The following is a 25,070-nucleotide window of genomic DNA, read 5'->3' on the forward strand; positions in this document are numbered from 1 at the left end:
TCCATTTTCTATAATCTGTGATCTGTTTCTCTTATATTGAACTTTTTAAATTACTCTGCTGCTACCTCTACCATAGCCTGTTTAAACTGCTCGTCGTTTGGAGCTAAACCGTGCCAGTCAGCCTCGCCTTCCATAAAGGAAACGCCTTTTCCTTTAATTGTCTCAGCTACAATTACACTTGGTTTTCCCTTTGTAGCCATAGCTTCTTTAAATGCATTGTACATGGATTCCAGATCATGTCCGTCTGCCTCAATTACATGCCAGTTAAATGCGCGCCATTTGTCAGTTACAGGCTCCATGTTGCAAACCTCATCTGTTGTGCCGTCCAGCTGCACATGGTTGTTGTCTACAATTGCGCATACATTGTCCAGATTCTGCTGAGCTGCAGTCATAGCTGCTTCCCAGATCTGACCTTCCTGAAGCTCTCCGTCTCCAATCAGGCAGTAGGCTCTTCCATCAATTCCCTGTTTCTTATAGCCTAAAGCAAATCCGTTTGCAATAGATAATCCCTGACCTAAAGATCCGCTGGAAGTATCCAGTCCTGGCGTAGACTGACGGTGAGGATGTCCCTGAAGAATGCTGCCAAATTTTCTCAGAGTTTTTAAATGCTTCTCATCAAAAAATCCTTTTCTGCACAGAACGCTGTAAAGCACTGGAGCGCCGTGGCCCTTAGACAGAACAAAGCGGTCTCTTTCATTCCAGTCAGGATTTTTAGGGTCGCAGCGGAATATATCAGTAAAATAAAGAGCTGTCATAATCTCTACAGCTGACAGAGAGCCACCTGGATGTCCAGATCCTGCCTCATGGGTCATTGTCAGAATATCCTCACGGATTGTTTTGCAAATAGATTGTAATTCTTTCTTATTCATAGTTCTCCCTCCTTGAATTTTAAAAGGTTATTTCTTTCCTTTTGTGTTTGTGTTAAATATTTGACTTATTAGAAAAGGCTTCACCGGTAATTCCAATGAAGCCTTTTTCGTCCTTGTTTAAATTCAGATTTCTGTATTCTGTTGTTGGGTAAAAAGTAAATCATCTTTGTGCCCTCCTTGAATTTTACTATGTGAAATCCAATTTCATTTATTTTTTCTATGCATATCATAGCATAGGGCTTTTAAAAATGCAAGAATTGTTTATTTTTTATCACAAATAATTTATATATTTGTGATATTTTTGACATATTTATCAGAAAATAAACCTTGATTTTCCAAATCACCGAGAAAAACATAAAGTTTTTTTCAGCTTTAATAAGGAAAATCAAGGTTTATCACTTATTTTTTACTTATTATCTTCTAATTCTTACTGGGAATCATTGTTAACTTTATCACTTTAATGTATGATTAGTTCTGTAATTCTGTTCTATCCCACCTCATTTTTGCATTAAATATAACAATCTCTCCCACAGCTTCTGCTTCCCTACTTTTTAGCCCCGTTGCAGATAATCTCTGCACATCCCTCTATTCCAAATTTTCCGCTGTCTAAAAGCAGGTGATAATTCGTTCTGTCCCCCCAGTTCTGCGTAGTATAGGTCTCATAGTGAAGGCGGCGGCGTTTATCCATATAAGACACTGCCTGCTCAATATATTCAGGAATCCTGTTGTACTCCTCTATGGCCCTTTTCTCTCTTTCTTTTTTATCAGCGTAAATAAATACTTTCAGCACATCCTTTTTATCTTTTAAAATATAATCAGCACATCTGCCTACAATAACGCATGGCCCCTTGGCGGCCAGCTCCTCAATAATCTTTTTCTGAGCCAGAAAAATTCTTTCTGCTGTAGGAAGATCTTTCATTTTAGGTTTTTCCGGATATGCTACTCCGTAAATGGCGCCTAAGGCAAAGTTGTAAAATACTCCGTTGCCCAGCTTTTCTTCACTTTCTCTGACCACATCCTCTGATAAGCCTGCCTCTTTTGCCGTCTCTTCAATCAGCTGTTTGTCATAAAACGGTATTCCTAAACGTTCTGCCACTATTTGACCAATCTTTTTTCCGCCGCTTCCATATTCCCTGCTTATTGTAATAATTGCATTTGTCATAGCCAGACCTCCCTCTCCATTTGACTGTTGTTACTGTGTTTCTATCTTCATTATACTGATTCTTTCTTTTAAAATCAACAAATTTTCAGAAATATTATACAGTATTTTCCAAGATTTATTTGCAACTATTATAAATGTGCAGGGATTATTTTACAGTAATCTTTCCCTCATCCATACCGCAGCTTTTTTCATTGCTTCCTCCGGCTGCTTTTCATACGGACTCATTAATTCTATAGAAAAATATCCGTCATACCTGATACCATCCATTTTTTCCAACACATAATCTAAATTCATTGTGCCCTGTCCTGGTATAATATGGTCCAAAGTAGATTTATCCATCATCACGTCGCTAAAGTGAAAATGCTTTATATTATTCTCTCCAATATTATTAATCGCCTGCTCAATAGTTTCGTCACATGCCAGAAGGCAGACAGTGTCAATCATTCCCCTCAGGTTTTTGGAATGAATCGCCTCAATCATTTTTCTGATCTTATCTGTACCTGTAAGTACAGTTAAAGTTCTGTCAGCAGCTTCAATAGTAATAGTAATTCCATAACCTTCTGCCAGATCTGCTAAAAAACCAAGGCTGTCTACAGACCTGGACCAGGCCTCCTCATAGGGCTGATCTAAAGGGCCCCAGCCTGCAAAAAACTGGACTGTCTGACAGTCTAATTCACTGGCATATTGAATTACCTTTGTATAGGTCTCCATACTTCTCCTTCTGCACTCAGGGTTTACAGAGGCAATATTAATAGGATATTTCACCTGTTCCGGCGTTACACATATTACCTTCATACCTCTATCCTTTAATTTCTTTTTTAATATTTTGACCTGGGCCGGCCCGCAGTCGTCTATATGAAAATGAGGATCGCAGGCATACAGTTCTATAGACTCTGCTCCCAGCTTTTCCAAAGAATTTAAAGTATAATCTAAAGAATATTTGTAATACGGGAAATTTGACAGTGCAATCTGACTTGATTTTAAATGTTTCATAGCTTTTTCTCCTTTACATTTTTAATAAATTCCTTTACCTCATTCATCTCAGGTATAGAAGGCTGCCCGCCCTGGCGGGACACGCAGATAGCCGCCGCTCCATTGGCATATTCTACTGCCTGATAAATATTCATGCCCTGGCAAAGGCATATGCCTAAAGCAGCTGTAAACGTATCTCCCGCCCCTGTGGAATCTACTGTTTTTACTGAAACGGCCGGAATCAGCTCACCCTTTCCCTCTGCGTAAAGATATGCCCCCTTCTTTCCCAGCTTCAGCACAATATATTCAGGACTGCATTTCTCTTTTAAAATACAGGCCGCCGCCTCTGCTTCCTTCCTGCTGTCTGGTCTGACCCCAGTTAAGGCATATGTTTCATCTTCATTAGGACTTATTATGTAAATTCCCTTTAACGGCTGCAGATCAATTTTCTGAGCCGGCCCTGGGTCTAAAATCACAGGTATCCCTTTTTTCTTTGCAATTCTATATGTTTCATAAACAGTTTCCAATGGCATCTCAATCTGCATAATAATCATATGACAGGGGAATTTTTCCAAGGCATCTTCTACCTGCCTCCAATTTAAAGCTTCATTAGCCCCCGCAGCATTATCCGAGCAATATGTACCGTCGCTTTTTAAACCTACATAGGCCAGGCCTGTAGGTAAATCCTTTTTCACCTCAATCCCCTCTGTATGTACCCCTATTTTTTTCAGAGCCTGAATCTGCCTGCGACCATATTCATCATCCCCAACGCAGCCTACCATAATTACATCTGCTCCTAATTTTCCTGCTGCTGAAGCCTGATTATTTCCTTTTCCTCCGTTAGCCATAGTATAGCCGCCGTAAATAGTGCCTATTTCAGTATTTTTTATTGGATGATGAAAAATAATATCCTGATTTATACTTCCAACTACCATAATTCGACTTTTTTTCATACTACTTCTCCTCTTAAATCCTTTTTCTTCTATTAAAATAATGATTTATAATTAAAGTAGCCACCAGTAAAATGCCCCATACAATATTTCTGTAAAAAGTGTTAATGGCAGCTCCGAACATATTAAAAAGAGAAGAAATAATCTGCATCACAACGGCTGCCACAGCTACGGCAGCCACAGAACCGCTTCCGCCGTCTGGATCTGTGCCCCCTAAAACGGCAATGAGAATTGTAAGTAAAACGTAGCTCGTCCCAAAATCTGCCTTTGCCGAACTGTTTCTGGACAAAATAACAATGCCTGATAAAGCTGCCAGTATACCGGAAATCACGTAGGTTCTGATTGTGATTTTCACCTCATTCAGCCCTGAAAAAACCGCTGCTTTTATATTGGTTCCCACCAGAAAAATCTCCTGCCCAAATCTGGTGTAAGTCATAATTATGTGCAGGATTGCCCCGCTTGCGGCAAACAAAAGAAATAAAGCAGGAACCCCTAAAATATTAGCGTTGGCAAAGCCGTTCAGCACAGAAGGCACGCCATTTAAAGCCTTTCCCTTTGTAATCACCAGGCTAATACCCATAAACAGCTGGCCGCTTCCTAAAGTGGCAAGCATTGCCGGCAGCTTCATTTTTCCTATTAAAAATCCGTTTAATATTCCCCCTAAAATGCCGGTAATAACAGCTATCAAAATGCCGGCGCAGATAACAGAGCCTGCCGCCCCCTGACCGTCCCATTGATTTTTCAAAAAAATCCCCAATATAATAGAGCTTAAATTGGCCAGGTAAACGGCAGATAAGTCAATTCCTCCTGACATCATACAAACGGCAACTCCAAGAGCCAAAAGTCCATATTCTGCAGACTGTCTCATAACTGCTTCCGCCGTGCCTAATGTGGGAAAAACCTGGGGTCTTAAAATAGCTCCAAAAACTGCTGTTGCCGCTAATACAAACAACATTCTGGATATATATGTATCTTTTATTAAAATAATTTTTTTCTGTTTCATAAGACTGTCTCCCGCCTTTTAGCCTTCTTTTATACTTCTCATAGATATTGCCATTCCTACAATAATAACAATGCCTGTAAAGGCCTTCTGCCAATATAAAGGAATTCCCAGAATCAGAAGATTATTCTGCACCATTTTTAACAGCATAACCCCCAGCACTGCATTTCTAAGTCCTCCGATTCCTTTCCCCGGCTTTACTCCTCCCAGAAGAACAGCCGCTATAATATCCATTTCTGTTCCTATCAGGTCTACAGAATTAAAAGTATAATTTGTACATGTAGTCAGCGCCCCTCCAATGCCTGCCAACATTCCAATCACTGCAAATATTCCGAATATCAGCCTGTTTACGTGGAAACCTGCATTGTTGGCAGAGCTTATACTTCCACCGATTGCATATATTCCTCTTCCTGCTAATGTGTATTTCATAATCAAATATACTGCTATATATAAAACCACCACCAGAAGGAAGGCTGCCGGAAGCTTTGACTGAAATCCAGTGACACTGCTTGTTGTGGTAATAAGAACCTTTTTCCCAAACTGCTCCATAGCCGGAGCGATGCCAGAAATATTACTTGCCTTTAAGGGCCCGTTTAAAATGCCTATGAAAAATGTGGAGGTTCCCAAGGTTACTATTAATGTGGGAAATCTCCATTTTGCAATAATAAATCCATTTATCATTCCAAGTATGAAACCTATAATACCTGCCGCCAGAAAAACTATAATAACAGGCCCGCTATACTGAATAGATTTAAAGTATGCAGTAGTTATAAATGAACTTAACGCGGCAATTGCCGGAAAGGACACATCAGTCCCTACAGACACCATTGCTAACATCTCTCCTACTGCAAAAAATAGAGGAAGCATCATATATCTGCAAAGGCTGACAGCCATATTCGCCGTAAAAAACTGTCCTGAAACAGCTTGTACAATACATCCAAATGCCAGTATAATCAGACAAATATAAAATTCGTGATATTTTAATAATCCTTTTACTTTCACCCATCTGTCCCCCATTCTACATAATTTCCTGCTGCAGATTTTTTTCTCTAAGCTCCTCTCCCTGAAACATTCCCTTGATTTGTCCGCCTTTCATTACAAGAATTCTGTTGCACAAAGAGGTCACTTCATTTAAATCATCTGAAGCTACAATAATTGACATACCTTCCGCAGCGTATTGCCTTAACAGCTGGTAAATATCATACTTTGCTCCAATGTCCACGCCAAAAGTAGGTCCGTTTAATATAAGAATTTTGGGAGTTCTGGAAAGCCATTTTGCCAGTACTATTTTCTGTTGATTTCCTCCTGACAGGGTACTTACCGGGTTTTCTTTATCGCCTGCAGCTGTAGACAGCTTTTCTATCCACAAATCTGTTTCCTGATCCATTTTTTTATAATCTATTCTGCCCGGCCACCGGCTGATTTCTTTTAATCTGGTAACAGTGCTGTTTAATTTAATTGATTTAGGCAAAAACAGCCCCTCTGTAAGTCTATCCTCAGGAACATAGGCAATTCCTTCTCTTTTAGCATCTCTTACATTTTTTATTTTAGTTTCTTTTCCTTCTATTTCTATGCTTCCCTCTGTTTTCTCCATTAGTCCAAATAAGGTAAGGGCCAGCTCTGTCCGGCCGCAGCCTAACTGTCCTGTAATACCAAGTATCTCGCCTTTATATAGAGAAAAGCTAATGTTTTCGTAATTTCCCGTTTTAGACAGCCCTTTTACTTCCATCACTTTTTTGCTATAATCAGCATTTGACAGGGAGTCTGTACTTTCTTTAAACTCTCTTCCTGTCATATAAAAAGAAAATTGATTTTTATTCAGGTTTTTCGCAGCGCATGAAATAATATTTTTTCCATTTCTCAATATGGTAATTTGGTCTGAAATCTCAAAAACCTCATCTAATTTATGAGATACAAATAATATAGAGATTCCCTGCTCCTTCAGCTTAAAAATCAGCTGAATTAAATTTGCCACCTCTTTTTTTGTTAAAGCAGATGTAGGCTCGTCCATAATTATCAGTTTGGCGTTGCTCATTAAGGCTCTGGCAATGGCCACCAGCTGTTTATCAGCAACAGGAAGCTCCCCCACCTTTTTCTTTAAATCAATTTCTACATTTATCTTTTCCAAGGCCTGCCGGGCAGTGCTTTTCATTTTTTTGTAACTTAAAAGCCTTACCTTAGAAGCAATTTCGCTGTTTAAAGCTAAATTTTCCATAACTGTTAAATTAGGAAACAAAGCGAAATCTTGATAGATCACCTGTATTCCTGCATCAATGGCCTCTACCGGCTTTATTTTTTCATAGCATTTTCCGTCAATTACAATTTCTCCCTCATCTGCCTGATATACGCCTGATACAATTTTTATCAATGTAGACTTTCCGCAGCCGTTCTCCCCTGCCAGGCAGTGAATTTCTCCTTTTTTTACATTTAAGCAGACCCGATCTAGGGCCTTAATTCCTCCAAAGGACTTTCCTATGTGATTTACAGATAAAATATTATCATCCATTTTATTCTCCATTAATGAAATAAATAAGAAAGCGCCGCAAAACCGGCATCCTGATTACTTGGTATGCTCATCTTTTTGCAACGCTCCCTTCCCTATGAACTAGAATTCTCCTTCATCAATATTTGTTTTATCATAAATAAGCCATCCCTGACCTGCCAAAACTTTATGATTGCCGTCTAAAGGCTTCATTTCCGTCCAGCCTTCTACTCCCAAATCTACTCCTGTCTCCAGATTTAATTCCTCTCCCCTTAAAATCTTGGCAGATAAATTACACATTGCATAGCAGGCAGCAGCCGGGTCCCACACGCACATTGTATCCATTGATCCGTTTTCTACCAATTCTCTGCATTCGCTGGGCATCCCTGTCCCCACTAGTTTCACCTTTCCTGCAACTCCCAGCTCTTCTAAGGCTCTTGCAACTCCCAAGGGCTCTGTGGAGCCGCAGGTGAGAATTCCATTTACTTCTGGATGAACTGTTAAAAATTCCTTTGTAACCTCATATGCTCCGTCATTTGTTTCTCCAGATTCCATACTTGGATTAGAGTCCCCGATTAAGACCATGTCAGGGTACTGACTTTTTGCTCTGGCTACCTCTGCCTCTGTCCAGGCAATGTGAGAGGCCTTTGTCAAATTGCCTACCATTGTAGCATAATTTCCCTGTTCGCCCATAGCTTCCGCCATTAAATCCATAAGCTTTGCACCATAGTCCTCATTAGAAAACGCCTCCAGATCAAATAATACATTTTCAGCAGTGGCGGCCTCATGTGATATTACTACAATTCCCTGATCTAAAGCTTTTTTCAAAATTGGGTCCATAGCTCCCGGGTCAATCATACAAATACAAATGGCATCTACTTTTTGGGAAATCAAGTCTTCCACTACTTGAATCTGAGCTGCTACATCTTGTTCTGCAGGGCTGACCTCATAAGCATTAATTCCTGTTTCTTCAGCAAATCTTTTTGTCCCCTCGTTGCCTCTGACCCACCATGGCGCTGCTCCCCACTGAGGCACAACTGCAATTTTCCATTCTTCCTCCGGCTTATCACTTTTAAAATTCTCCGGCAGATATACTGTCGTTCCTTCCCCTCCGCTCCCCTCATTTTCAGCAGCCTCTCCGCTCTCCTCTGCCTGCTGAGTCTGCTGGGGCTGACTATCTGCTTTTTCTGTTTCTCCACCAGTTTGTCCAGATGTAGAGCAGCCTGACAGAAGCATTGCACCGATTAAAAGTAACGCGGCAATTCTTTTCCTTGATCGTCTCATATAAAGACCTCCCTTTAATAATATTATTATTTTTATATCCTCTAATGTCCACAGGATATATTTTCCATTTTTAATTCAGAGAAATATTTTTTGTCGTATTTTTGTCGATTTACTGTGATTTCACTTAAAAAATCACATTTTTCTGCTGCATGCTCTAAAATTATCATATTTTTTATCGTTTGTCAATCATTTTTAACGGTTTTTATTTATTTTTATCATTTATTCTATGTTTGTCCCTTTTATCCGATAATATTTTTATCGTTTATCGGCTTTTTTGATGTATTTTTTATTTATTTTCTTGACATAAGCCTGTATTTTTAGTAGTATTAAATTGTCATATAAAATACCATTTTTATTTCGGAGAACGAATTATGAAGCAAAACCTAACACCAAATATATTTGAAGATCAAAATTACGCCTTTTCTAAAAAAGGGATACGCCAAAACAAGATTTTGTTTCTGCTGTCAAAACACAAACATCTGACAAATAAGGAATTATGTCAGGAGTTAAACTGCAGCCAGGTGACTATCCGCAATGATTTAAGAGAATTAAGCGATTTAAATCTTATTGAACGCACCTTTGGCGGCGCCTCTGCTTTAGATGATACTTACGGCGGTATTTCTATATCAGAGCATCTGGAAAATTCCACAAACGAAAAGTATGCCATTGCTGATTATGTAATTAAGCATATTATTAAGCCTCATCAATCTATTATTATTGACACAGGCTCCACTTGTCTGGCTTTGTGCCAAAGGCTGTCGTCCTATAATGATGAATTAAGCGTTGTGACAAACTCTCTGTTAAACGCTAATTACATCAGCAAAAATCCAAACCTGGCCTTATCCCTTCCAGGAGGTTCTTATAATCCGACTTCTGATACATTTGATTCTATCAGTACTATGTCTTATTATCAGAACATATTTGCTGACTGTTATTTTATGTCTGCCAACGGTCTTACTGCCAACGGCGTCTCCATTATTGTGACCGCTGATGCCAACAGAGCGATTATTAAAAAGACCATTGTGGATCAGGCTTCCAAAGTTATACTTCTCACTGACCATACAAAGATCAACAAAACCTGTTTTCACAGAATATGCGGACTTGAAAAAATATCTTTAATAATTACTGATGGAAATTGTTCAGAAGATGAGAGAAAATCCTTTGAGTCTCTGGGCGTTCCCGTAGTTTTCGCCCCATTGTAAATCTACAGCTAAAGAAGGTACTTATATGACATATCACGAAACGTATTATGAAATTATTAATGAATGTCATTCTGTTTTATCACTGATTACAGAAGACGATACAAATCAGCTGATTGACGCTATTTTGTCAGCTGATAAGGTTTTTTTTGTAGGGATCGGCAGAGTTTTGCTTTCTCTGCAGGCTATATGCAAACGTTTTAACCATATTGGCATTCCAGCGTTCTTTGTGGGGGAAATCAATGAACCGGCTATTTCCCCGGACGATCTGCTGATTGTGGCCTCTGGAAGCGGGGAAAGTATTATACCTGTAGAGATCGCCAAAAAAGCTTATGAACTTCATGCAAAAATTGCTTTAATAAGCTCTAATCCCTGCAGTACAATCTCAGCTTTATCAAATATTTTTGTAAGAATTCCGGCCCAGTCTAAGCTGGGACTTGTAGAGGAGGTAAAGTCTTATCAGCCTATGACCTCTCTCTTTGAACAAAGTGTACTTCTATATGGGGATACTCTTTCAAAAATGATTATTGACAGAAAACATTTAGATATGAATGCTTTGTGGAAGCATCATGCAAATTTAGAGTAGAAAAAGGAGCGCTGCCTCATAGATGATCTCTCATTTATGAAACAGCGCTCTTATTCCGTTCAGATTATTTTAGAAATCTTATTTGTTTACTACGTTTGTTGGAGCCTTGTCCATGTATGCCTTAATGTTGGCAACTGTGATATCCATAATTCTCTGACGAGCTTCTTTAGCTGCCCAAGAAATGTGTGGTGTAATCAGGCAGTTCTTAGCGCCCAGTAATGGGTTCTCTGGCTTAATTGGCTCTGTGGAAACAACGTCCAGACCTGCAGCATAAACTTTTCCGCTGTTTAATGCATCTGCCAGATCCTGCTCAACAACCAGCTGTCCCCGGCTGTTATTGATAATGATAACGCCGTCTTTCATCTTAGCGATAGTATCTTTGTTGATGATGCCTTCTGTATCTGGGAACAGTGGGCAGTGTAAGCAGATAACGTCAGACTGAGCTAACAGTGTATCCAGATCTACATATTCAGCAACTTCTTTGCCAGCGTCGCTCTGGAAGCTGTCGTATGCAATTACCTTCATGTTCATTGCTTTTAAGATTCTTGCTGTAGTCTGTCCAATACGTCCTAAGCCGATAATACCAACAGTCTTGTTAGCCAGCTCGATCATTGGGAAATCCCAGTAGCACCAGTCTACGTTATTAGCCCATTTGCCCTCTTTTACTGTCTGATCATGGTACCAGAAGTGAGAGCAGATTTCTAATAACAGACCTACTGCGTACTGTCCAACAATGTCTGTTCCGTAAGTAGGAACGTTGCATACAATAATTCCTTTTTCCTTGCAGTACTGATAATCAACTACGTTGTAGCCTGTAGCCAGAACTGCAACCATTTTTAAGTTAGGGCAAGCGTCAACAGTTGCCTTTGAAATAGGAGTTTTGTTGATAACTGCAACTTCTGCATCTCCCAGTCTTTCAGCAATAATTGGAGCGTCTACATAGGAAGTTCTGTCATAAACAGTAACCTCTCCAAGTGCCTCTAATCCTCCCCAGCTTAAATCGCCTGGGTTCTCTGTATAGCCGTCTAAAACAACGATTTTCATGTTAGTTAATTCCTTTCTTTTGGTTTATCGGTAATCACTGTGTGATTAGTCCTCTAATAAAGCCCATGCTCTGTTGATAACTCTCTTTGTATTTGCAACGATTACTTCATCGTTCTCATCTCCCCATGGTTTTACCTCAAAGGAAAGTACCATTGGGCAGTCTGCGTTGAAGAATCCTTCAGCCTTTAATACTCTGAAGAAGTCTAACAGCTCAGCTGTATCGTTTGCAGAGTTAGGGAAGCCAAATCTTGGATGCTGATCGCCGTAAGCTTCGCAGCCCTCTTTTACAACAGCATTTCCAATGTGAAGGTGTGTAATGTATGGTCTTAAAGTCTGGATGACAAACTTAGATGTCTCGTAAGTTGTTGGGAAGTGGGACAGGTCAACTAACAAACCAAAGTTGTTGTGAGTTGTTCTCATATCAGCTGCAAACTGAGCTGCATATGGAGCAGGTCCGATTAAAGCTGCTTTGTCCATATCAAAGTCAAATACTTCCAGCTCTACATTCATACCCTTTGTAGCTGCGTAGTCGCATACAGCTCTTGTTGTCTTTAACAGCTGAGCATATGCCTGATCTTTTGTCTCAGGAGCCCATTTTCCAGCCAGGAATGCGATTCCCTTTGCGCCCAGTTCTTCAGCCTGGTCAATAGCCTCGATTAATGTTGCTTCTGCTGCTTTTCTGCCTTCCTCGTCAATATCGTTTGGATTTAACTTTGGTCCCAGAAGTCTTGGCTGTGCGCCGCAGCAAACTTTCAGATGGCCTTCTGCCAGCATCTTAGCTGCCTTTGCTCTTGTCTCATCATCCATCTTTGTTGGAACTTCAATAGCATCGAAGAAATCATCGCTGGCAACTTTCTGAATTACCTCAAGCAGATCTCTGTTTGGATAACTCATCCAGGAAATAGTACCTACCTGAAAATATTTATGGATTGACTCTCTCATTTCAATCATCCTCCTTAAAATTTTATTTGTTAAAACTGTCGTTTCACATTGTTACACTTCGTTTCCATATGTTTCACATTGTAAAATCCAGTTTTACTTTTCACAACACTAATTTAATACTTTTTCCTGAATTTGTCAACCTCTCACGGCTTTTTTTAGAAAAAGTTTATAGAAAATAAAGGCATTTTCCTTATCTTTCCTCGCGGAAATAGTTTATCCCCAGATGAGCCGGAATATGTGCTCCCCTGCTCTTTCTCACAGAAGACAAAATCAGCACCAAAGCGGTAATCAGGAAAGGCAGCATGTCGAAAAATGCAATCGGAATATTGTAAGTGGTTTTTGGCACATAATACTTTAATACTCTAAGACCTCCGAAAATGAAGGAGCCGTAAATTGCGTTTACCGGCTTCCAGGAAGCAAAAATAACGAGAGCTACTGCAATCCAGCCTAAGCCTCCTACATTATTGCTGATCCATACTCCGCCGTTAATAATCATGGAGCAGTACGCTCCGCCTATGCCGCAAATACCGCCGCCTAAAAGAATGTTAAAATATCTTAGCTTTGTAACTTGAATTCCCGCTGCGTCTGCGGCTCCCGGGTTTTCTCCAATGGCCTGCACATTTAAACCGGCTTTTGTTTTGCTTAAATAAAGCCCCATAAGAATGGCTATTACGATTCCTAAATACACAAAAGGATTATAGGAAAATACCAGCTTTCCAACAACCGGAATATCAGAAAGAATTGGAATAGAGATTTCTCTCATCTGAGCTGTAATTGTCTCAGGCAGCTTCAGATTATTGCTCTCGCTTTTTCCCAGCATATAAAATCCTATAAAATTGGCAAAACCTATACCAAAAACGGTAAGAGTCAGGCCTGTTACATTCTGATTTGCCATAAATGTAACAGTTAAAACCGCATATATCAAAGCGGCCAAAACTCCCGCCCCAAAGGCGGCTATAATAGCAAGAGCGAAATTATCTGTGATATATCCCACCATAAATCCGGCGCAGGCGCCTATAGACATAATCCCCTCTACTCCCAGGTTCAGATGACCTACCTTCTCGCTGAGAATCTCTCCTACTGTTCCAAAGAGAAGAGGCGTGCCTGCCAGCACCGCGGCAAATATAAACTTTATTAACATATCCATTACTCTGCCCCTCCTTTTTTCCTGAACACAAATTTATACCGCACAAACAGCTCACATCCTAAAATAAAGAATAAAATAACTCCCTGAAGCACGTCCGCGCTGTCTGAGGACAGTCCATACGTAGACTGAACCACGCTGCTTCCCTTTTCCAAAACACTGAAGCAGAAAGATACAATAAGGATTACTATAGGATTCAGCTGAGACAGCCAGGCCACAATAATTGCAGTAAATCCTACGCCGCCTGCCACTGCTGTAGTCAAAGTAATATCAGAGCCTGTTGCCTGAATCATTCCTCCCAGACCACAGACAGCTCCTGACAGAAACATTGTGCGCAGAACAATTTTTCTTACGTTCATTCCCGCATATCTGGCTGTATCCTGGCTTTCTCCCACTACTCCGATCTCATATCCCTGTTTAGAATATTTCATATAAATAAATACTAACGCTACCAAAATAAGAGCAATAATCCAGCCAAACTGAATTCCCAATACTTTATCTAAGGCCGCGTTTTTATCAAATCTGGGAATTTTGGCAAAGCCCTGAGCCGCCTGATCTCTCCACGGCCCTTCCTGTAAATAAGAAATAATATGGAGAGCAATGTAGTTTAACATTAATGTAAACAAGGTTTCGTTAGTATCAAATTTTGTTTTAAACCAAGCCGGAATAAAGCCCCACAGGCCTCCTCCTACAATGCCGGCTAAAATCATAACTAAAATTAAAACCCAGTGATTCCAGTCAGAGTGAAACAGAGCAAAATAGGATGCAAAAATACCTCCCATAATAATCTGTCCCTCAGCTCCAATATTCCAGAATTTCATTTTAAAGGCCAGGGTAACGCCTAATGAGGAGATCAGAAGAGGAATCATAATCTTTACTGTTGCCTGAAAAGACATGGCGCTTCTAAAACATCCCTCTATTATCGCTTTATAAATCAACAGAGGATTGTATCCAATGGCCAGAATAAAAAGTCCTCCTGCTATAATCGCTAAAATAATAGCCTCCAGCCTGAGCACCAGCACTTCCTTTCCCGCCAGCTCTGCTTTTTTTACCACTCGGATCAGGGGTTCGTTCATGATGCCACCTCCTCTGCTTTTGTACCGGTCATCATCAAACCGATCTCCTCCTTTGTCACATCAGCGGCATTTACTATACCTGTTACCTGTCCGTGACAAAGCACCATAATACGGTCTGATAATTCTAACAGCACATCCAGATCCTCTCCAATATATACCACTGCCACTCCTTTTTTCTTCTGCTCATTTAACAAATCATAGACAGTGTAAGAAGAATTAATATCCAAGCCTCTGACCGGATACGCTGTAATCAGCACCTGAGGGCTGGACTCTATTTCACGTCCCAAAAGTACTTTCTGTACATTTCCTCCTGACATCATTCTAACCGGAGTATCCACGCCTGGAGTGACGATAGAAAGCTCTTTTACCAGACGTTCTGCCTGGGCTCTGGCAGAGGCCCTTTCAACAAAGAATCCCTTTCCCTTGTTGTAGGTTTTCAACAGCATATTATCTACCATGCCCATAGATGCCACAAGGCCCATTCCTAAACGATCCTCCGGAACAAAGCTCATGCTGATTCCCAGCTTTATAATTTCAGACGGAGTTTTTCCCACAATATTTTCCTTGTGGTAAAGAATAGCTCCCTGTTTTGCTTCCATCAGGCCTGTCAATGTCTCGCAAAGCTCTTTTTGACCGCTGCCGGCAACTCCTGCCACTCCCAGAATTTCTCCTGTCTTAATCTCAAAAGAAACATCGTCTAAAGCCACGGAACCGTCGCTTTTCATTACAGTCAAATCTACTACTTTTAAAATAGACTTTTTGTCAGTTACCTGGGGACGCTGAATTTCCAAACTTACGGGACGTCCCACCATCAGCTCTGTCAAAATTTTTTCATTACTTTCCTTTGTATTTACTGTATCAATACTTTTTCCTTTTCTTAAAATTGTCACCCTGTCGCTGATGTCTAAAACCTCGTGAAGCTTGTGGGTGATAATAATAATCGCGCAGCCCTGCTCTCTCATTTTTCTCAAAATAGAAAACAGCTTGTCTGTTTCCTGGGGAGTAAGCACGGCTGTAGGCTCGTCCAAAATCAGAATCTGAGCTCCTCTATATAATACCTTCAGGATTTCAACTGTCTGCTTTTCGCTGACCGACATGTCGTAAACCTTTTTCTCAGGTTCAATTTCCAGCCCGAAAGAACTGCTGATCTCCTCTATTTTCTTCTTTAATACTTTTGGCTTTAATCTTTTCTCTTTTGTGCCCAGAACAATATTGTCCATGGCGCTGAATACATCCACCAGCTTAAAATGCTGATGAATCATACCGATTCCCAAAGCCGCTGAATCTACTGGAGAATTAATGGACACTTCCTTTCCTCCAATATGTATGGAACCGGAATCCGGATGATAAATGCCTGAAAGCATATTCATCAGTGTGGTTTTACCTGACCCGTTCTCTCCTAAAAGAGCCAGTATTTCTCCGTATCTTACCTGTAAATCAATTTCATCATTGGCAACTACGCTGCCAAACCGTTTTGTAATTTTCCTGCACTCAATGGCAAAGTTTTCCATATTGGGTACTCCTGTTTTTCTGATAAAAGACAGAGCTGCAAAAAAGAATAGCAGCCTCCCCGGAATTACTATATTTTGTGGCCTTGCGTTTCGCACGTAACAAAATATAGCAGCTCCAGAGGCAAGGCTGCTATTTTTGCAACACTCCCTATGAGGTGGTGATTTCTTTTATTTCCTGTTGTCAGTTAGAGACAATTATTTCTCCACTACATTTTTGTAGTACCAGTTCATATTGCCTGTAATGTCAGAGTCTGGCATACTCTTGCCTTCCTCGCCTACTGTAGTTCCGTCATTGCACTCAATAACGCCGTCAAATACGTCCCACTCGCCGGAAGCCATCTTTTCTTTTGCTTCCTCAATCTTCTCAGCTGTGCCTTCTGCACACAGATCAGATAATGGAGCGATTGTTACAAGGCCTTCCTTCATTCCGCCGAAGTAGTTTTCTCCGGTCCATGCGCCGTCTATAATAGACTGTACAGCCTGTGTGTAGTATACAGACCAATCCCACATTGTAGATGTAAGCACTGCCTTTGGAGCGTCCTTGGACATATCAGAGTTGTAACCTACGCCGAATACTCCTGCCGCCTCAGCTGCCAGCTGTGGGTTTGGAGTATCACAGTGCTGTCCGATTACGTCACAGCCTTCTGCGATTAAAGCGTCGGCAGCCTGCTTCTCGCCCTCTGGGTCAAACCAGCTGTTTGTAACCTTTACATATACCTGGGCATCTGGATTTACAGAAGCCACGCCCATTGCAAATGCGTTGCAGCCGCCTGTAACCTCTGAATTCTGCTTGCCCATTGCAGCTACATAACCGATTTTGTTGGTTTCTGTCTTCATGCCTGCCGCAATTCCTGTTAAGTATCTGGCCTGGTAAATTCTTCCAAAGTAGTTGTTAAAGTTTACGCCGTTGCTCTTGTATCCTGTACCGTGGGAAAAAATAACTTCCGGGTACTCTTCTGCCAATGCTTCACATGTATCCATGTAGCCCCAGCTGGTTGCAAATATAACGTTGCAGCCCTCTTCAATACAATCTCTGATGGCTGTCTCAATAGCTGTGGCATCTGTGTCGCTGATATTATTCTTGCGGATAATCTGGCTGTCGTCCAGACCAAGGGTTTTCTGCATTCCCTGAATTCCTAAATCATGTGTATAAGTATAGCCTGAACCTTCAGCAGGATCTGTAATATGAACTACGCCGATTTTAAGATCTTCCTTTGCAATAGCCGGCATCACGCCTTCTGCTGCTTTGCTTTCTTCTGCTTCAGCACCCTCTGTGCCCTCAGCCTGAGCTTCTGTTGTCTGTCCCTCTGTAGCTTGAGCAGTATCATTACCTGCAGAGTTTCCTCCACAAGCGCTGAGAGAGAACACCATTGCCGCTGCCAGTGCAGCGCTAATAAATTTTCTCATAATTTTCCTCCTGATTTTAGCAAAATAGTCATTTTACTACTTGTGTATCGGTGGTATTATCTCATTTTTCTACAATTTTTTCAATAGCTTTTCCCATTTCTGCCAATAGTTTTTCCTAATAAGCGTTAATAAGAACCTTGTACTCTATTGAATCATTGCGGCAAATTTGCTCCAGTAGCCCTGGAAGAACACAAACAATACAATCAGAGGAAGAATGTAGCTTACATATACTCTTACTGCTGCAGGGAATTTTATGCCTTCTCCTGCATTGGCCTCCGCCAGGAAGTTTTTAAAGCCCCATCCGTAACGGCTGGTACAGAAAGCTAAGTATACCAGACTTCCCAGAGGAAGCAGATTGTTGCTTACCAGGAAATCTTCAAAATCCAGCACTGTACTTCCCTCTCCTAAAGGCGCAAAGCCGCTCCACAAGTTAAACCCTAAAACACAGGGAATGGACAGGAGAATCACCACAAATATGTTGATGCAAACTGCCTTTTTTACAGAGCAGTTAGTTAAATCCGTGGCAAAGGATACAATATTCTGGAATACTGCAATAACTGTGGACATTGCCGCGAATGCCATAAACAGAAAGAATAAGCTTCCCCAGAAACGGCCTCCGGCCATGTGATTAAATACATTAGGTAATGTAATGAAAATCAAAGACGGTCCCTGTCCTGCGTCAATGTTGTATGCAAAACACGCCGGGAAAATAATCAGACCTGACATAAAGGCAACAAAGGTGTCCAATACCATAATATTAATAGCCTCGCCTGTCAAACGCCTTTCTTTTCCAATATAGCTGCCGAAAATGGCGATTGCACCGATTCCAATACTCAGTGTGAAAAAGGCCTGTCCCATAGCTGCAAATATAGATTCTCCCAGTGAGCGCATACTGAAGGTGCCGTCCGCTTCCTCCATCAGCTTGCCAAAATCAGGCATCAAATAGAATTTCAGGCCGGGACCGCTGTTTTCCATAAGCACAGAATGACCGGCTAAAACAATAATCAGGGCCAAAAGGAACACCATCATAATTTTTGTGATTCCCTCTACGCCCTTCTGCAGTCCCATGGCGCAGATTCCAAAACACACCACTACAACCAGAACCATAAAAATTCCCATAATTACAGGATCTGCCAGCATGTTGTTAAACTCTGCCGCGATGCCGTCTGAATCCAGGCCTGTAAAATCTCCCTTGGCCATTTTACAAAAGTAAAGTATCATCCAGCCGGCCACTGTTGTGTAAAACATCATCAGCAGATAATTGCCGGCCATGGCAAAATACTTTTCCAGATGCCACTTAGTACCCTTTGGCTCCAGAACGTCAAAGGACAGGGCCGCACTTTTCTGACTGGCCCTGCCTACTGCAAACTCCATAACAAGAATCGGCAATCCAAGGATCAACAAGAACAGAACATAGATCAGCACAAAAGCCGCTCCGCCATATTCCCCTACAATATAGGGAAAGCGCCATACATTGCCAAGCCCGATTGCACATCCCGCTGAAATCAGAATAAATCCCAGACGGGAGGAAAATTTTTCTCTTCCCATAACAAATCTCCTTTTGTATTTTATATACCTTATCATATTTTACAGTAATTTCTAAGATTTGCAAGGGGAAGTTACTCCTGTGTGTTCAATAAAGTAATTACAATATTCTCTGCTCCCACCTCTGCTTTTCTCTTTACAATATCTTCAATCTGGGCTCTCTGAGGATCGGTGATCTGAGCCGCGTTAATCACCACGTCCACCTTTCCGTCTGTGATGCTAACTACAGGATCTGCAAATCCTTTTGCCATAAGCAATGTTTCTGCTGCATTTTCCTTTTCAGAAACCTCTGTCATGCGCACCAGATTCTGAATTGCCTGCTGCTTTGCTGCCTGATCTATTGCCTCATTATTAATAATTTCGTTTAAGGTCTCTTTATTTCTGGCTCTAACCTGCTCTCTGCTTAACTGAACGCCTGCTATGTACTCAGATACATTCATACCGCTTGTCAGTACGGCTTCCCCGGGATTTTCCATACCTGCCTGGCTGTCGTCCCCAGTCTCTTCTCCTTCTGCAGAAGCCAGCTGTTCAGGTTCGCCTGCAGCCACATCAGAGGATACCTGCTCTTGTGCTTCCTCTATATCAGCTGTATTTCCCACCTGATCTACATCATCCATACCCTCCTCCGGGCTGACGATTTCTGTTAAAGGTCCCTCTGCCATCAGCTGATTTTCCGCCAAAATGTCCTCGTCAGAAATATCCATCATTCCTGCCTCAAAAACCTGGTCCCCTGACACTAATTCCTGCTTGCCTGCATAGTTTAAATAGCCTGCTGCAGCGATCATAATAGCCAGGGTCGTAATGATAATCTGATTGCGCCGAAATAATTTTTTCATATTTTTCATTGTCATACACTCCTTCTATTCCACCCGCTTTAATACTCTTATCTTATGCCTTGGGACGTGAAATAATGCTTCCATGGCCCCAGAAATTTCTTCTTTTATTACTGGGCTTCCTCCCCCCTCCGCGCTGATTACAATTCCCTGAATTTCCGGCATCAGCTCTTTTTCCACTACAGGGCCGCCTTCTCCCCCGCTTCCTTCCATTACAGTGCTTTCATTCACCTCCTTTGCCGCTGTCTTTTTTTCTGTGCCATCTGGGGAAGATTCTGCAGTGTCGGTGGTAGACGTGGATCTGTCTACATGCATCACCTTTTCGCCGGAGGCCTTCAGCACAATCATAACGTCTACTTTTCCCACTCCGTCCACAGTGCTTAATAAAGCCTTTACCCGATCCTCCATTTGTTTTTCATAAGTTTTTCCGCTGCTGGTCCACTGATTCTGCTGCGTACTTTCCACTGGTTCTCTGGAAGCCGGAACCTGAGTTTTGTTTGGAGGTATCGCCAGAATTAACAGACATATGCCGGCCGCTGTCACCATCAGCCATTTGTCCCTATCCATTTTTAAATTGAATTTCCACATATTGATCCTCCACTTCATAATAATCTGTCAGCTTTCTTCTAAACTCTGCAGTTTCCTCATAGTAATCTGCACTTTTACCTTGAAAAACAGCAGATACTTGTTTTACTGTTCCAAAATCCTCAGATTCCTGATTCTCCTCTAAATACGGCTGAATCTTTATTACCAAAAGGCCGGCTCCCTCTGCTATTTGCGTCATGTCCTGGGCCACAGCCTGTTCATACCCGTCAATCAGCTGGCTCAGCCGCTTTTCCTCCGCAGCCTCCAGGCTGCCCTGAAAGTCAGAGGCCTGACTTTGAAAAGAGTATTCTTCAAAATATCCGGCGATTTTCCCCTCCAGCCCTAACCCTAAAGTGAGAGGCTGTATAACAATTAAAATCATTACCATACCGGCAAACAGCCTAATGTATTTTTCATATTTTCCGTTAGGCAGAAAATTTTCCAGGGCTGTCATAAAAATTGTAAAGCACACAATATTTTTAACCCACCCGTAAAGAATTTCCATTTGACTGCCTCCCTGCCTGCATTTTTATTTTCCTTTTCATATATAAGACTTACCCTGAAAAATATGTGGCGTTTGTGGCGCTGCACACCACTGCTATTACTAAAACAAACAGGGCAAAGGAGGATACTACCAGGCGGATTAATATTTTATGTCCTTCAGCCACGGCGCCTAAACAGGATACAAGCCTTTTGTCGCACACCGGCTCCATAGCCGCCGCCGCGCACTGGTACATAAAAGCTAAAAGTAAAAGCTTAATCACAGGAATTAATATCATGGCTGCCAATATAATTACCGCCGCCACACCCATAGTATTTTTTATAAGAATCCCTGAGCCCAGCACCATTTTCGTCACTACTCCGGCCCCTTTTCCCACTACAGGTACTGCCTCCAGCGCTTTTTCCAGGGTAGAATTTTTTACTGCATCTACATAGGGAAGAATCATGCCCTGAATCACATTTAAGCCCAGAACTATGCCCATGACTGTTTTCATGCTCCAGGAAACCACGGTGCGTATTAAGTCAGTCAGTCTGGACAGCATATTTTCCTTTGCCATATGGCCTGCCAGGGAACACAGAAAATATATTTTCATAAGCGGAATTAGAATCCTGGCTACCAGCCATTCTACTAAGGTTACTGCTAAAAACATAGATTCATAAAGCACCAGAGACGAGGCGCTGCCTCCTGCAAATGCTACTGCCAAAAAGTAGGAGGGCATCAACACCTTCATAAACTCCAAAAGGGCCTCCACTGCCTGTCCCGCCAAGGTAATACTGGCAAAAAAGCTGGCTGCCAGGAATGTAAACATCAGCATGTATATAGCAAAAAATCCTGTTTCCGAAATACTGCTGGAGGTAAAAATGCTGGAAAAGTTAGTAAAAATAGCTCCTGACAGCCCTAAAATAATCATCTGAAGCAGCAGCTTTCCGTTGTTTCCCACTCCTCCTGCCAGGGCCTGCCTGAAAGATTGTCCCGCCTGTTCCAGCACCTTTGACACATCCCCCTGCATCAGAAGAAGCAGCATGTCCGTAAATGAAAAGGGCACTGTCTCTGCTTCCTGGCTGCTTTTGAGAAATGACTCTATCTGGGAGAAATCATAGTCTGATAAAGCTTCTTCCCCAGGAAGTCCCTCCCCTCCTATTTCCTCTGCAGCCGGAGTATTCATAACAAAAAATCCAGTCAAATTTATAATGCATATCAAAAAAAATATGATTTTTCCTTTATTCATGCCATAAACCTCTGTAAGGTTTCCATAAGAGCCAGAAAAATAGGCATACTGACTGCTAAAATAGATAATTTTCCAAATATTTCTATCTGGGTGCCTATGGCCCCGTACCCTGCATCCTTGCAGATGCCAGAGGCAAATTCCGCTACGTAAGTAATCCCAATCATCTTCAGAAGCGTGGTTAAATACACCTGATTTACTTTAATGTAAGAAATAATCTTTTCCATGGACTCCATAATAATTTTCAGCTTGCCGATTCCATAGAAAAAGATAAAAAAAGCCGCCGCCATGATTAAATATGTACTATATTCACTTTTCACCGCTTTCATCTGCACAGCCAGCATAACTGCCGCCAATGCCGCCGCTGCCATGGTCATAATCGTCATGCTTACTCCTCTTTTCTCACAAGGCAAACAGTTGTTTTACTGTTTCAAACAGCTGATAAATATAGGGGATCAGCCAAAACAGCACTAAAATCAGTCCCGCCAGGCTGGTCAGAAAGGCTTGTTCTTCTCTGCCGCTGTGTTTTAGCACCTGGCAGATTATGGACACAAGAATTCCTACAGCTGCAATTTTAAATATCAGATTGACTCCCATAAGGTCCTCCTTAGCATAAAACAATAATCAGGAAAAATCCTCCTGCCATTCCAAGACTCATACACAGTCTTGATCTTTCTCTCTGATGTTCTTTTAAATAGGAAATCTCGCCGTCTAGCTGCTGGATATACAGATGAATTGTTTTTTCCTGCATGTCCCTGTCCAGATATCCCAGGTGTTCCCCGAATTCTCTTAGCTGCTGTCTGTCTGAAGCTGACAAGGGAATTTTCCGCTCCAAACTGTCCACCTCTGCTTTCCAAATATTGTAAAAGGTTTCCCCATTTCTTTCTGCCAGCCTTTCTGCAGTTTTACAAAACAGATTTCCTAAACAGCATTCTGTTTTTTCTCCCGCCTTTTCAAATGCCTCCTCTAAGGGCGCTCCCTGATATAAGATTTCCCCTCTCAGAAGCAAAATCATTTTCCTTAAATCTTCTAACAGCTTTCTGTGATCTCTCCACTGTCTGCCCATTGCAACCCCCAGTCCTGCGGCGCCGGCTCCTGTTAAAAAAATCCCGCTTATTTTTAATAGTCCTTCTATCATACGGCGCCTCCTGCTTCTGCTCTATATAGGCTGTTGCCCATAGAATCGTAAATCTGGGACACTGTTCCCGCGTGATCTTTGCCGTCCAGCACTACGTACCGCTCAAAGGCTTTTTCCTGAACCAGCCTCCTAAGCACAGGCTTTTGACGTATATCTTCTATGGAATTGCCGTGAACAGTGGCAAGGAGCTTGCAGCCGCAGTTTATTACATATTCTATGGCTTCCACGTCTTCTCTGCTGCCAATCTCGTCCACTGCAATTACTCTGGGGGACATGGTGCGGATCAGCATCAGCATTCCTTTGGCCTTTGGACAGCAGTCCAGCACATCTGTGCGGATTCCAATATCATTTTGAGGCTCCCCCTGAAAGCAGGATGCAATTTCCGACCTTTCATCTACAACCCCTACTGTCATTCCCGGCATTCCCATACTTCCGTCTGAAATCTGCCTTACTACATCTCTCAGCAATGTGGTTTTTCCACACCTTGGTGGGGAAATAATTAATGTATGCAGTACTTTTCCCTCTTTGCACAAATAAGGCATAATTTCTTCTGCACATCCTGGAATCTGATGAGCAAGACGTACATTAATATAAGAAATATATTTAATTGTTCTGATTCCCCTTTCATCCAGCACTGTTTTTCCTGCAATTCCAATGCGGTGTCCCCCTTGAATTGTAATAAATCCCTGACGGATTTCTTCTTCAAATGCATATAGAGAATAGCTGCTCATACATTCTAAAGTTTCCTTCATCATTTTCTTTGTTACAATAAAGGGGGATTTTCCCTCTTTGTCCACATTTCCATTTACATTTACATAATATTCTTCATCATTCCATATAATCAGCAGAGGCCTTTGGATTCTAAGGCGGATTTCCTGCAGTCCCTTAAAATCTTTTTCCATCCCCTCTAAAACAGACCGAATTTCCTTAGAAAAAATCTGAAGCAGTCGTTCTTTTTTATCCATCCTTCTCCCTCCTCCTTACCTCAATATATGACCGGGACAACTTTTTATTCCAAAAAATCAACTTGCAAATCCATGGAGAAATGTCTATGATAAAAACAACCACAAAATCAGGAGGACGACAAATGGCTGACTATGAGAAAAACCAAACGGACAGAGAATTAGACTGGGAATTATCAGAGGATTATTATAAAGAAGATACAAATAAAAAACAGCTTTCCCTGGAGGATTTTATTGACCATCAGCCGGAGGAGGAAGTGGTCTTAAAGAAAGGAGAGCTGGAAAAAACAGTTGAGGACGTGAAGACTGTGCTCAAACTGGCCTCTGAAGGACAAAATATTGAGCAGATAGCCTTGGCCACAGGACTGGACAAAGATTATATTTTTAATATTCAGGTGTGCGCCCAGGGATTCCGGGAAGACAATGAAATCGCTGTGGCCCATTTAGTGATGATGAGTTAAACAGTTTTAAATAAAAAATAGTTGAGCGCCAAAGCGCGAAACTATTTGCTACCCAAAGTTCGCCATAGCGAAGTTTGGGGGGCCCGTCCGTTTTTATGGAACGAGGAACGAGTGAAATAAAAAAACAGGCAGGTAAAACATAACTAAAATGTGTGTTTTGCCTGTCTGCTTTTTTTATGTTAAGAAATATC

The 25,070-nt window shown here is 41.5% G+C and carries 26 protein-coding genes; 3 read left to right on the forward strand and 23 right to left on the reverse strand.

The window, feature by feature from the left end; all coding sequences use genetic code 11:
- Positions 1 to 50: 50 nt before the first annotated feature.
- The 8 genes from C1A07_RS04945 to C1A07_RS04980 all read right to left on the reverse strand — a co-directional run bounded on the left by C1A07_RS04945 (position 51) and on the right by C1A07_RS04980 (position 8,719).
- Positions 51 to 869 (reverse strand): transketolase, encoded by an 819-nt coding sequence (locus C1A07_RS04945; RefSeq protein WP_101876120.1) that lies wholly within the window; start codon positions 867 to 869, stop codon positions 51 to 53.
- Positions 870 to 1,413: 544 nt separating this feature from the next.
- Positions 1,414 to 2,031 carry a cytidylate kinase-like family protein gene (locus C1A07_RS04950; RefSeq protein WP_101876121.1) on the reverse strand — a complete coding sequence of 206 codons (618 nt, stop codon included), beginning with the start codon at positions 2,029 to 2,031 and terminating at the stop codon, positions 1,414 to 1,416.
- A 150-nt stretch (positions 2,032 to 2,181) separates the two neighbouring features.
- Positions 2,182 to 3,024: a sugar phosphate isomerase/epimerase family protein gene (locus C1A07_RS04955; protein WP_101876122.1), complete on the reverse strand. Its 843-nt coding sequence runs from the start codon at positions 3,022 to 3,024 to the stop codon at positions 2,182 to 2,184.
- Complete coding sequence (locus tag C1A07_RS04960) at positions 3,021 to 3,956, reverse strand: ribokinase (RefSeq protein ID WP_101876123.1); 936 nt, start codon at positions 3,954 to 3,956, stop codon at positions 3,021 to 3,023. Before C1A07_RS04960 ends, C1A07_RS04955 begins: the two co-directional genes overlap by 4 nt.
- Positions 3,957 to 3,969: 13 nt before the next feature.
- On the reverse strand, positions 3,970 to 4,956 hold the full coding sequence (locus C1A07_RS04965) for an ABC transporter permease (protein ID WP_101876124.1): 987 nt from the start codon (positions 4,954 to 4,956) through the stop codon (positions 3,970 to 3,972).
- A gap of 18 nt (positions 4,957 to 4,974) precedes the next feature.
- Positions 4,975 to 5,970, reverse strand: coding sequence for an ABC transporter permease (locus tag C1A07_RS04970; protein WP_101876125.1), 996 nt, complete (start codon positions 5,968 to 5,970; stop codon positions 4,975 to 4,977).
- Between the two features lies 1 nt (position 5,971).
- Positions 5,972 to 7,459: a sugar ABC transporter ATP-binding protein gene (locus C1A07_RS04975; protein WP_101876126.1), complete on the reverse strand. Its 1,488-nt coding sequence runs from the start codon at positions 7,457 to 7,459 to the stop codon at positions 5,972 to 5,974.
- Between the two features lie 99 nt (positions 7,460 to 7,558).
- Positions 7,559 to 8,719 (reverse strand): substrate-binding domain-containing protein, encoded by a 1,161-nt coding sequence (locus tag C1A07_RS04980; protein ID WP_101876127.1) that lies wholly within the window; start codon positions 8,717 to 8,719, stop codon positions 7,559 to 7,561.
- A gap of 371 nt (positions 8,720 to 9,090) precedes the next feature.
- On the opposite strand from C1A07_RS04980, the gene C1A07_RS04985 reads away from it, so the two are divergent.
- Both C1A07_RS04985 and hxlB read left to right on the forward strand, forming a co-directional pair.
- Entirely contained in the window at positions 9,091 to 9,921 is an 831-nt protein-coding gene (locus C1A07_RS04985) for a DeoR/GlpR family DNA-binding transcription regulator (protein WP_101876128.1), read from the forward strand.
- 25 nt (positions 9,922 to 9,946) lie between these two features.
- Positions 9,947 to 10,504: a 6-phospho-3-hexuloisomerase gene (gene hxlB, locus C1A07_RS04990; protein WP_101876129.1), complete on the forward strand. Its 558-nt coding sequence runs from the start codon at positions 9,947 to 9,949 to the stop codon at positions 10,502 to 10,504.
- A 78-nt stretch (positions 10,505 to 10,582) separates the two neighbouring features.
- Here the strand turns inward: hxlB and C1A07_RS04995 are convergent, their stop codons facing one another.
- The 15 genes from C1A07_RS04995 to spoIIIAA all read right to left on the reverse strand — a co-directional run bounded on the left by C1A07_RS04995 (position 10,583) and on the right by spoIIIAA (position 24,421).
- Positions 10,583 to 11,548: a D-2-hydroxyacid dehydrogenase gene (locus tag C1A07_RS04995; protein ID WP_101876130.1), complete on the reverse strand. Its 966-nt coding sequence runs from the start codon at positions 11,546 to 11,548 to the stop codon at positions 10,583 to 10,585.
- Between the two features lie 45 nt (positions 11,549 to 11,593).
- Entirely contained in the window at positions 11,594 to 12,490 is an 897-nt protein-coding gene (locus C1A07_RS05000; protein WP_101876131.1) for a sugar phosphate isomerase/epimerase family protein, read from the reverse strand.
- A gap of 190 nt (positions 12,491 to 12,680) precedes the next feature.
- Entirely contained in the window at positions 12,681 to 13,637 is a 957-nt protein-coding gene (locus C1A07_RS05005) for an ABC transporter permease (protein ID WP_101876132.1), read from the reverse strand.
- The gene (locus C1A07_RS05010) at positions 13,637 to 14,710 is read right to left on the reverse strand and encodes an ABC transporter permease (protein WP_101876133.1); all 1,074 of its coding nucleotides are present in this window, start codon (positions 14,708 to 14,710) and stop codon (positions 13,637 to 13,639) included. Before C1A07_RS05010 ends, C1A07_RS05005 begins: the two co-directional genes overlap by 1 nt.
- Complete coding sequence (locus tag C1A07_RS05015) at positions 14,707 to 16,221, reverse strand: ABC transporter ATP-binding protein (protein WP_101876134.1); 1,515 nt, start codon at positions 16,219 to 16,221, stop codon at positions 14,707 to 14,709. The genes C1A07_RS05010 and C1A07_RS05015 overlap by 4 nt, the downstream gene beginning before the upstream one ends.
- Before the next feature lie 195 nt (positions 16,222 to 16,416).
- A complete protein-coding gene (locus C1A07_RS05020) occupies positions 16,417 to 17,628 on the reverse strand; it encodes a BMP family ABC transporter substrate-binding protein (protein ID WP_101876135.1) in 1,212 nt (403 codons plus the stop codon).
- 144 nt (positions 17,629 to 17,772) lie between these two features.
- On the reverse strand, positions 17,773 to 19,176 hold the full coding sequence (locus C1A07_RS05025) for a sodium-dependent transporter (protein ID WP_101876136.1): 1,404 nt from the start codon (positions 19,174 to 19,176) through the stop codon (positions 17,773 to 17,775).
- Between the two features lie 71 nt (positions 19,177 to 19,247).
- Positions 19,248 to 20,018: a SpoIIIAH-like family protein gene (locus C1A07_RS05030; protein WP_330399435.1), complete on the reverse strand. Its 771-nt coding sequence runs from the start codon at positions 20,016 to 20,018 to the stop codon at positions 19,248 to 19,250.
- Between the two features lie 15 nt (positions 20,019 to 20,033).
- The gene (locus tag C1A07_RS05035) at positions 20,034 to 20,612 is read right to left on the reverse strand and encodes a stage III sporulation protein AG (protein ID WP_180952181.1); all 579 of its coding nucleotides are present in this window, start codon (positions 20,610 to 20,612) and stop codon (positions 20,034 to 20,036) included.
- Entirely contained in the window at positions 20,566 to 21,096 is a 531-nt protein-coding gene (locus C1A07_RS05040; RefSeq protein WP_101876138.1) for a stage III sporulation protein AF, read from the reverse strand. Before C1A07_RS05040 ends, C1A07_RS05035 begins: the two co-directional genes overlap by 47 nt.
- A 49-nt stretch (positions 21,097 to 21,145) precedes the next feature.
- On the reverse strand, positions 21,146 to 22,258 hold the full coding sequence (locus C1A07_RS05045; protein ID WP_180952182.1) for a stage III sporulation protein AE: 1,113 nt from the start codon (positions 22,256 to 22,258) through the stop codon (positions 21,146 to 21,148).
- 59 nt (positions 22,259 to 22,317) lie between these two features.
- A complete protein-coding gene (locus C1A07_RS05050; protein WP_101876140.1) occupies positions 22,318 to 22,704 on the reverse strand; it encodes a SpoIIIAC/SpoIIIAD family protein in 387 nt (128 codons plus the stop codon).
- Positions 22,705 to 22,720: 16 nt separating this feature from the next.
- Positions 22,721 to 22,915, reverse strand: a complete 195-nt coding sequence (gene spoIIIAC, locus C1A07_RS05055; protein ID WP_101878050.1) for a stage III sporulation protein AC — start codon at positions 22,913 to 22,915, stop codon at positions 22,721 to 22,723.
- Positions 22,916 to 22,925: 10 nt separating this feature from the next.
- Positions 22,926 to 23,456, reverse strand: a complete 531-nt coding sequence (locus C1A07_RS05060; RefSeq protein WP_101876141.1) for a stage III sporulation protein AB — start codon at positions 23,454 to 23,456, stop codon at positions 22,926 to 22,928.
- A complete protein-coding gene (spoIIIAA, locus tag C1A07_RS05065) occupies positions 23,453 to 24,421 on the reverse strand; it encodes a stage III sporulation protein AA (protein ID WP_101876142.1) in 969 nt (322 codons plus the stop codon). The genes C1A07_RS05060 and spoIIIAA overlap by 4 nt, the downstream gene beginning before the upstream one ends.
- Positions 24,422 to 24,507: 86 nt before the next feature.
- Between spoIIIAA and C1A07_RS05070 the strand changes: the two genes are divergently transcribed.
- Positions 24,508 to 24,879 (forward strand): hypothetical protein, encoded by a 372-nt coding sequence (locus C1A07_RS05070; RefSeq protein WP_242972252.1) that lies wholly within the window; start codon positions 24,508 to 24,510, stop codon positions 24,877 to 24,879.
- Positions 24,880 to 25,070 lie beyond the last annotated feature (191 nt).

This window comes from Lachnoclostridium edouardi, from assembly GCF_900240245.1.
Taxonomy (GTDB): Bacteria; Bacillota; Clostridia; order Lachnospirales; family Lachnospiraceae; genus Lachnoclostridium_A; species Lachnoclostridium_A edouardi.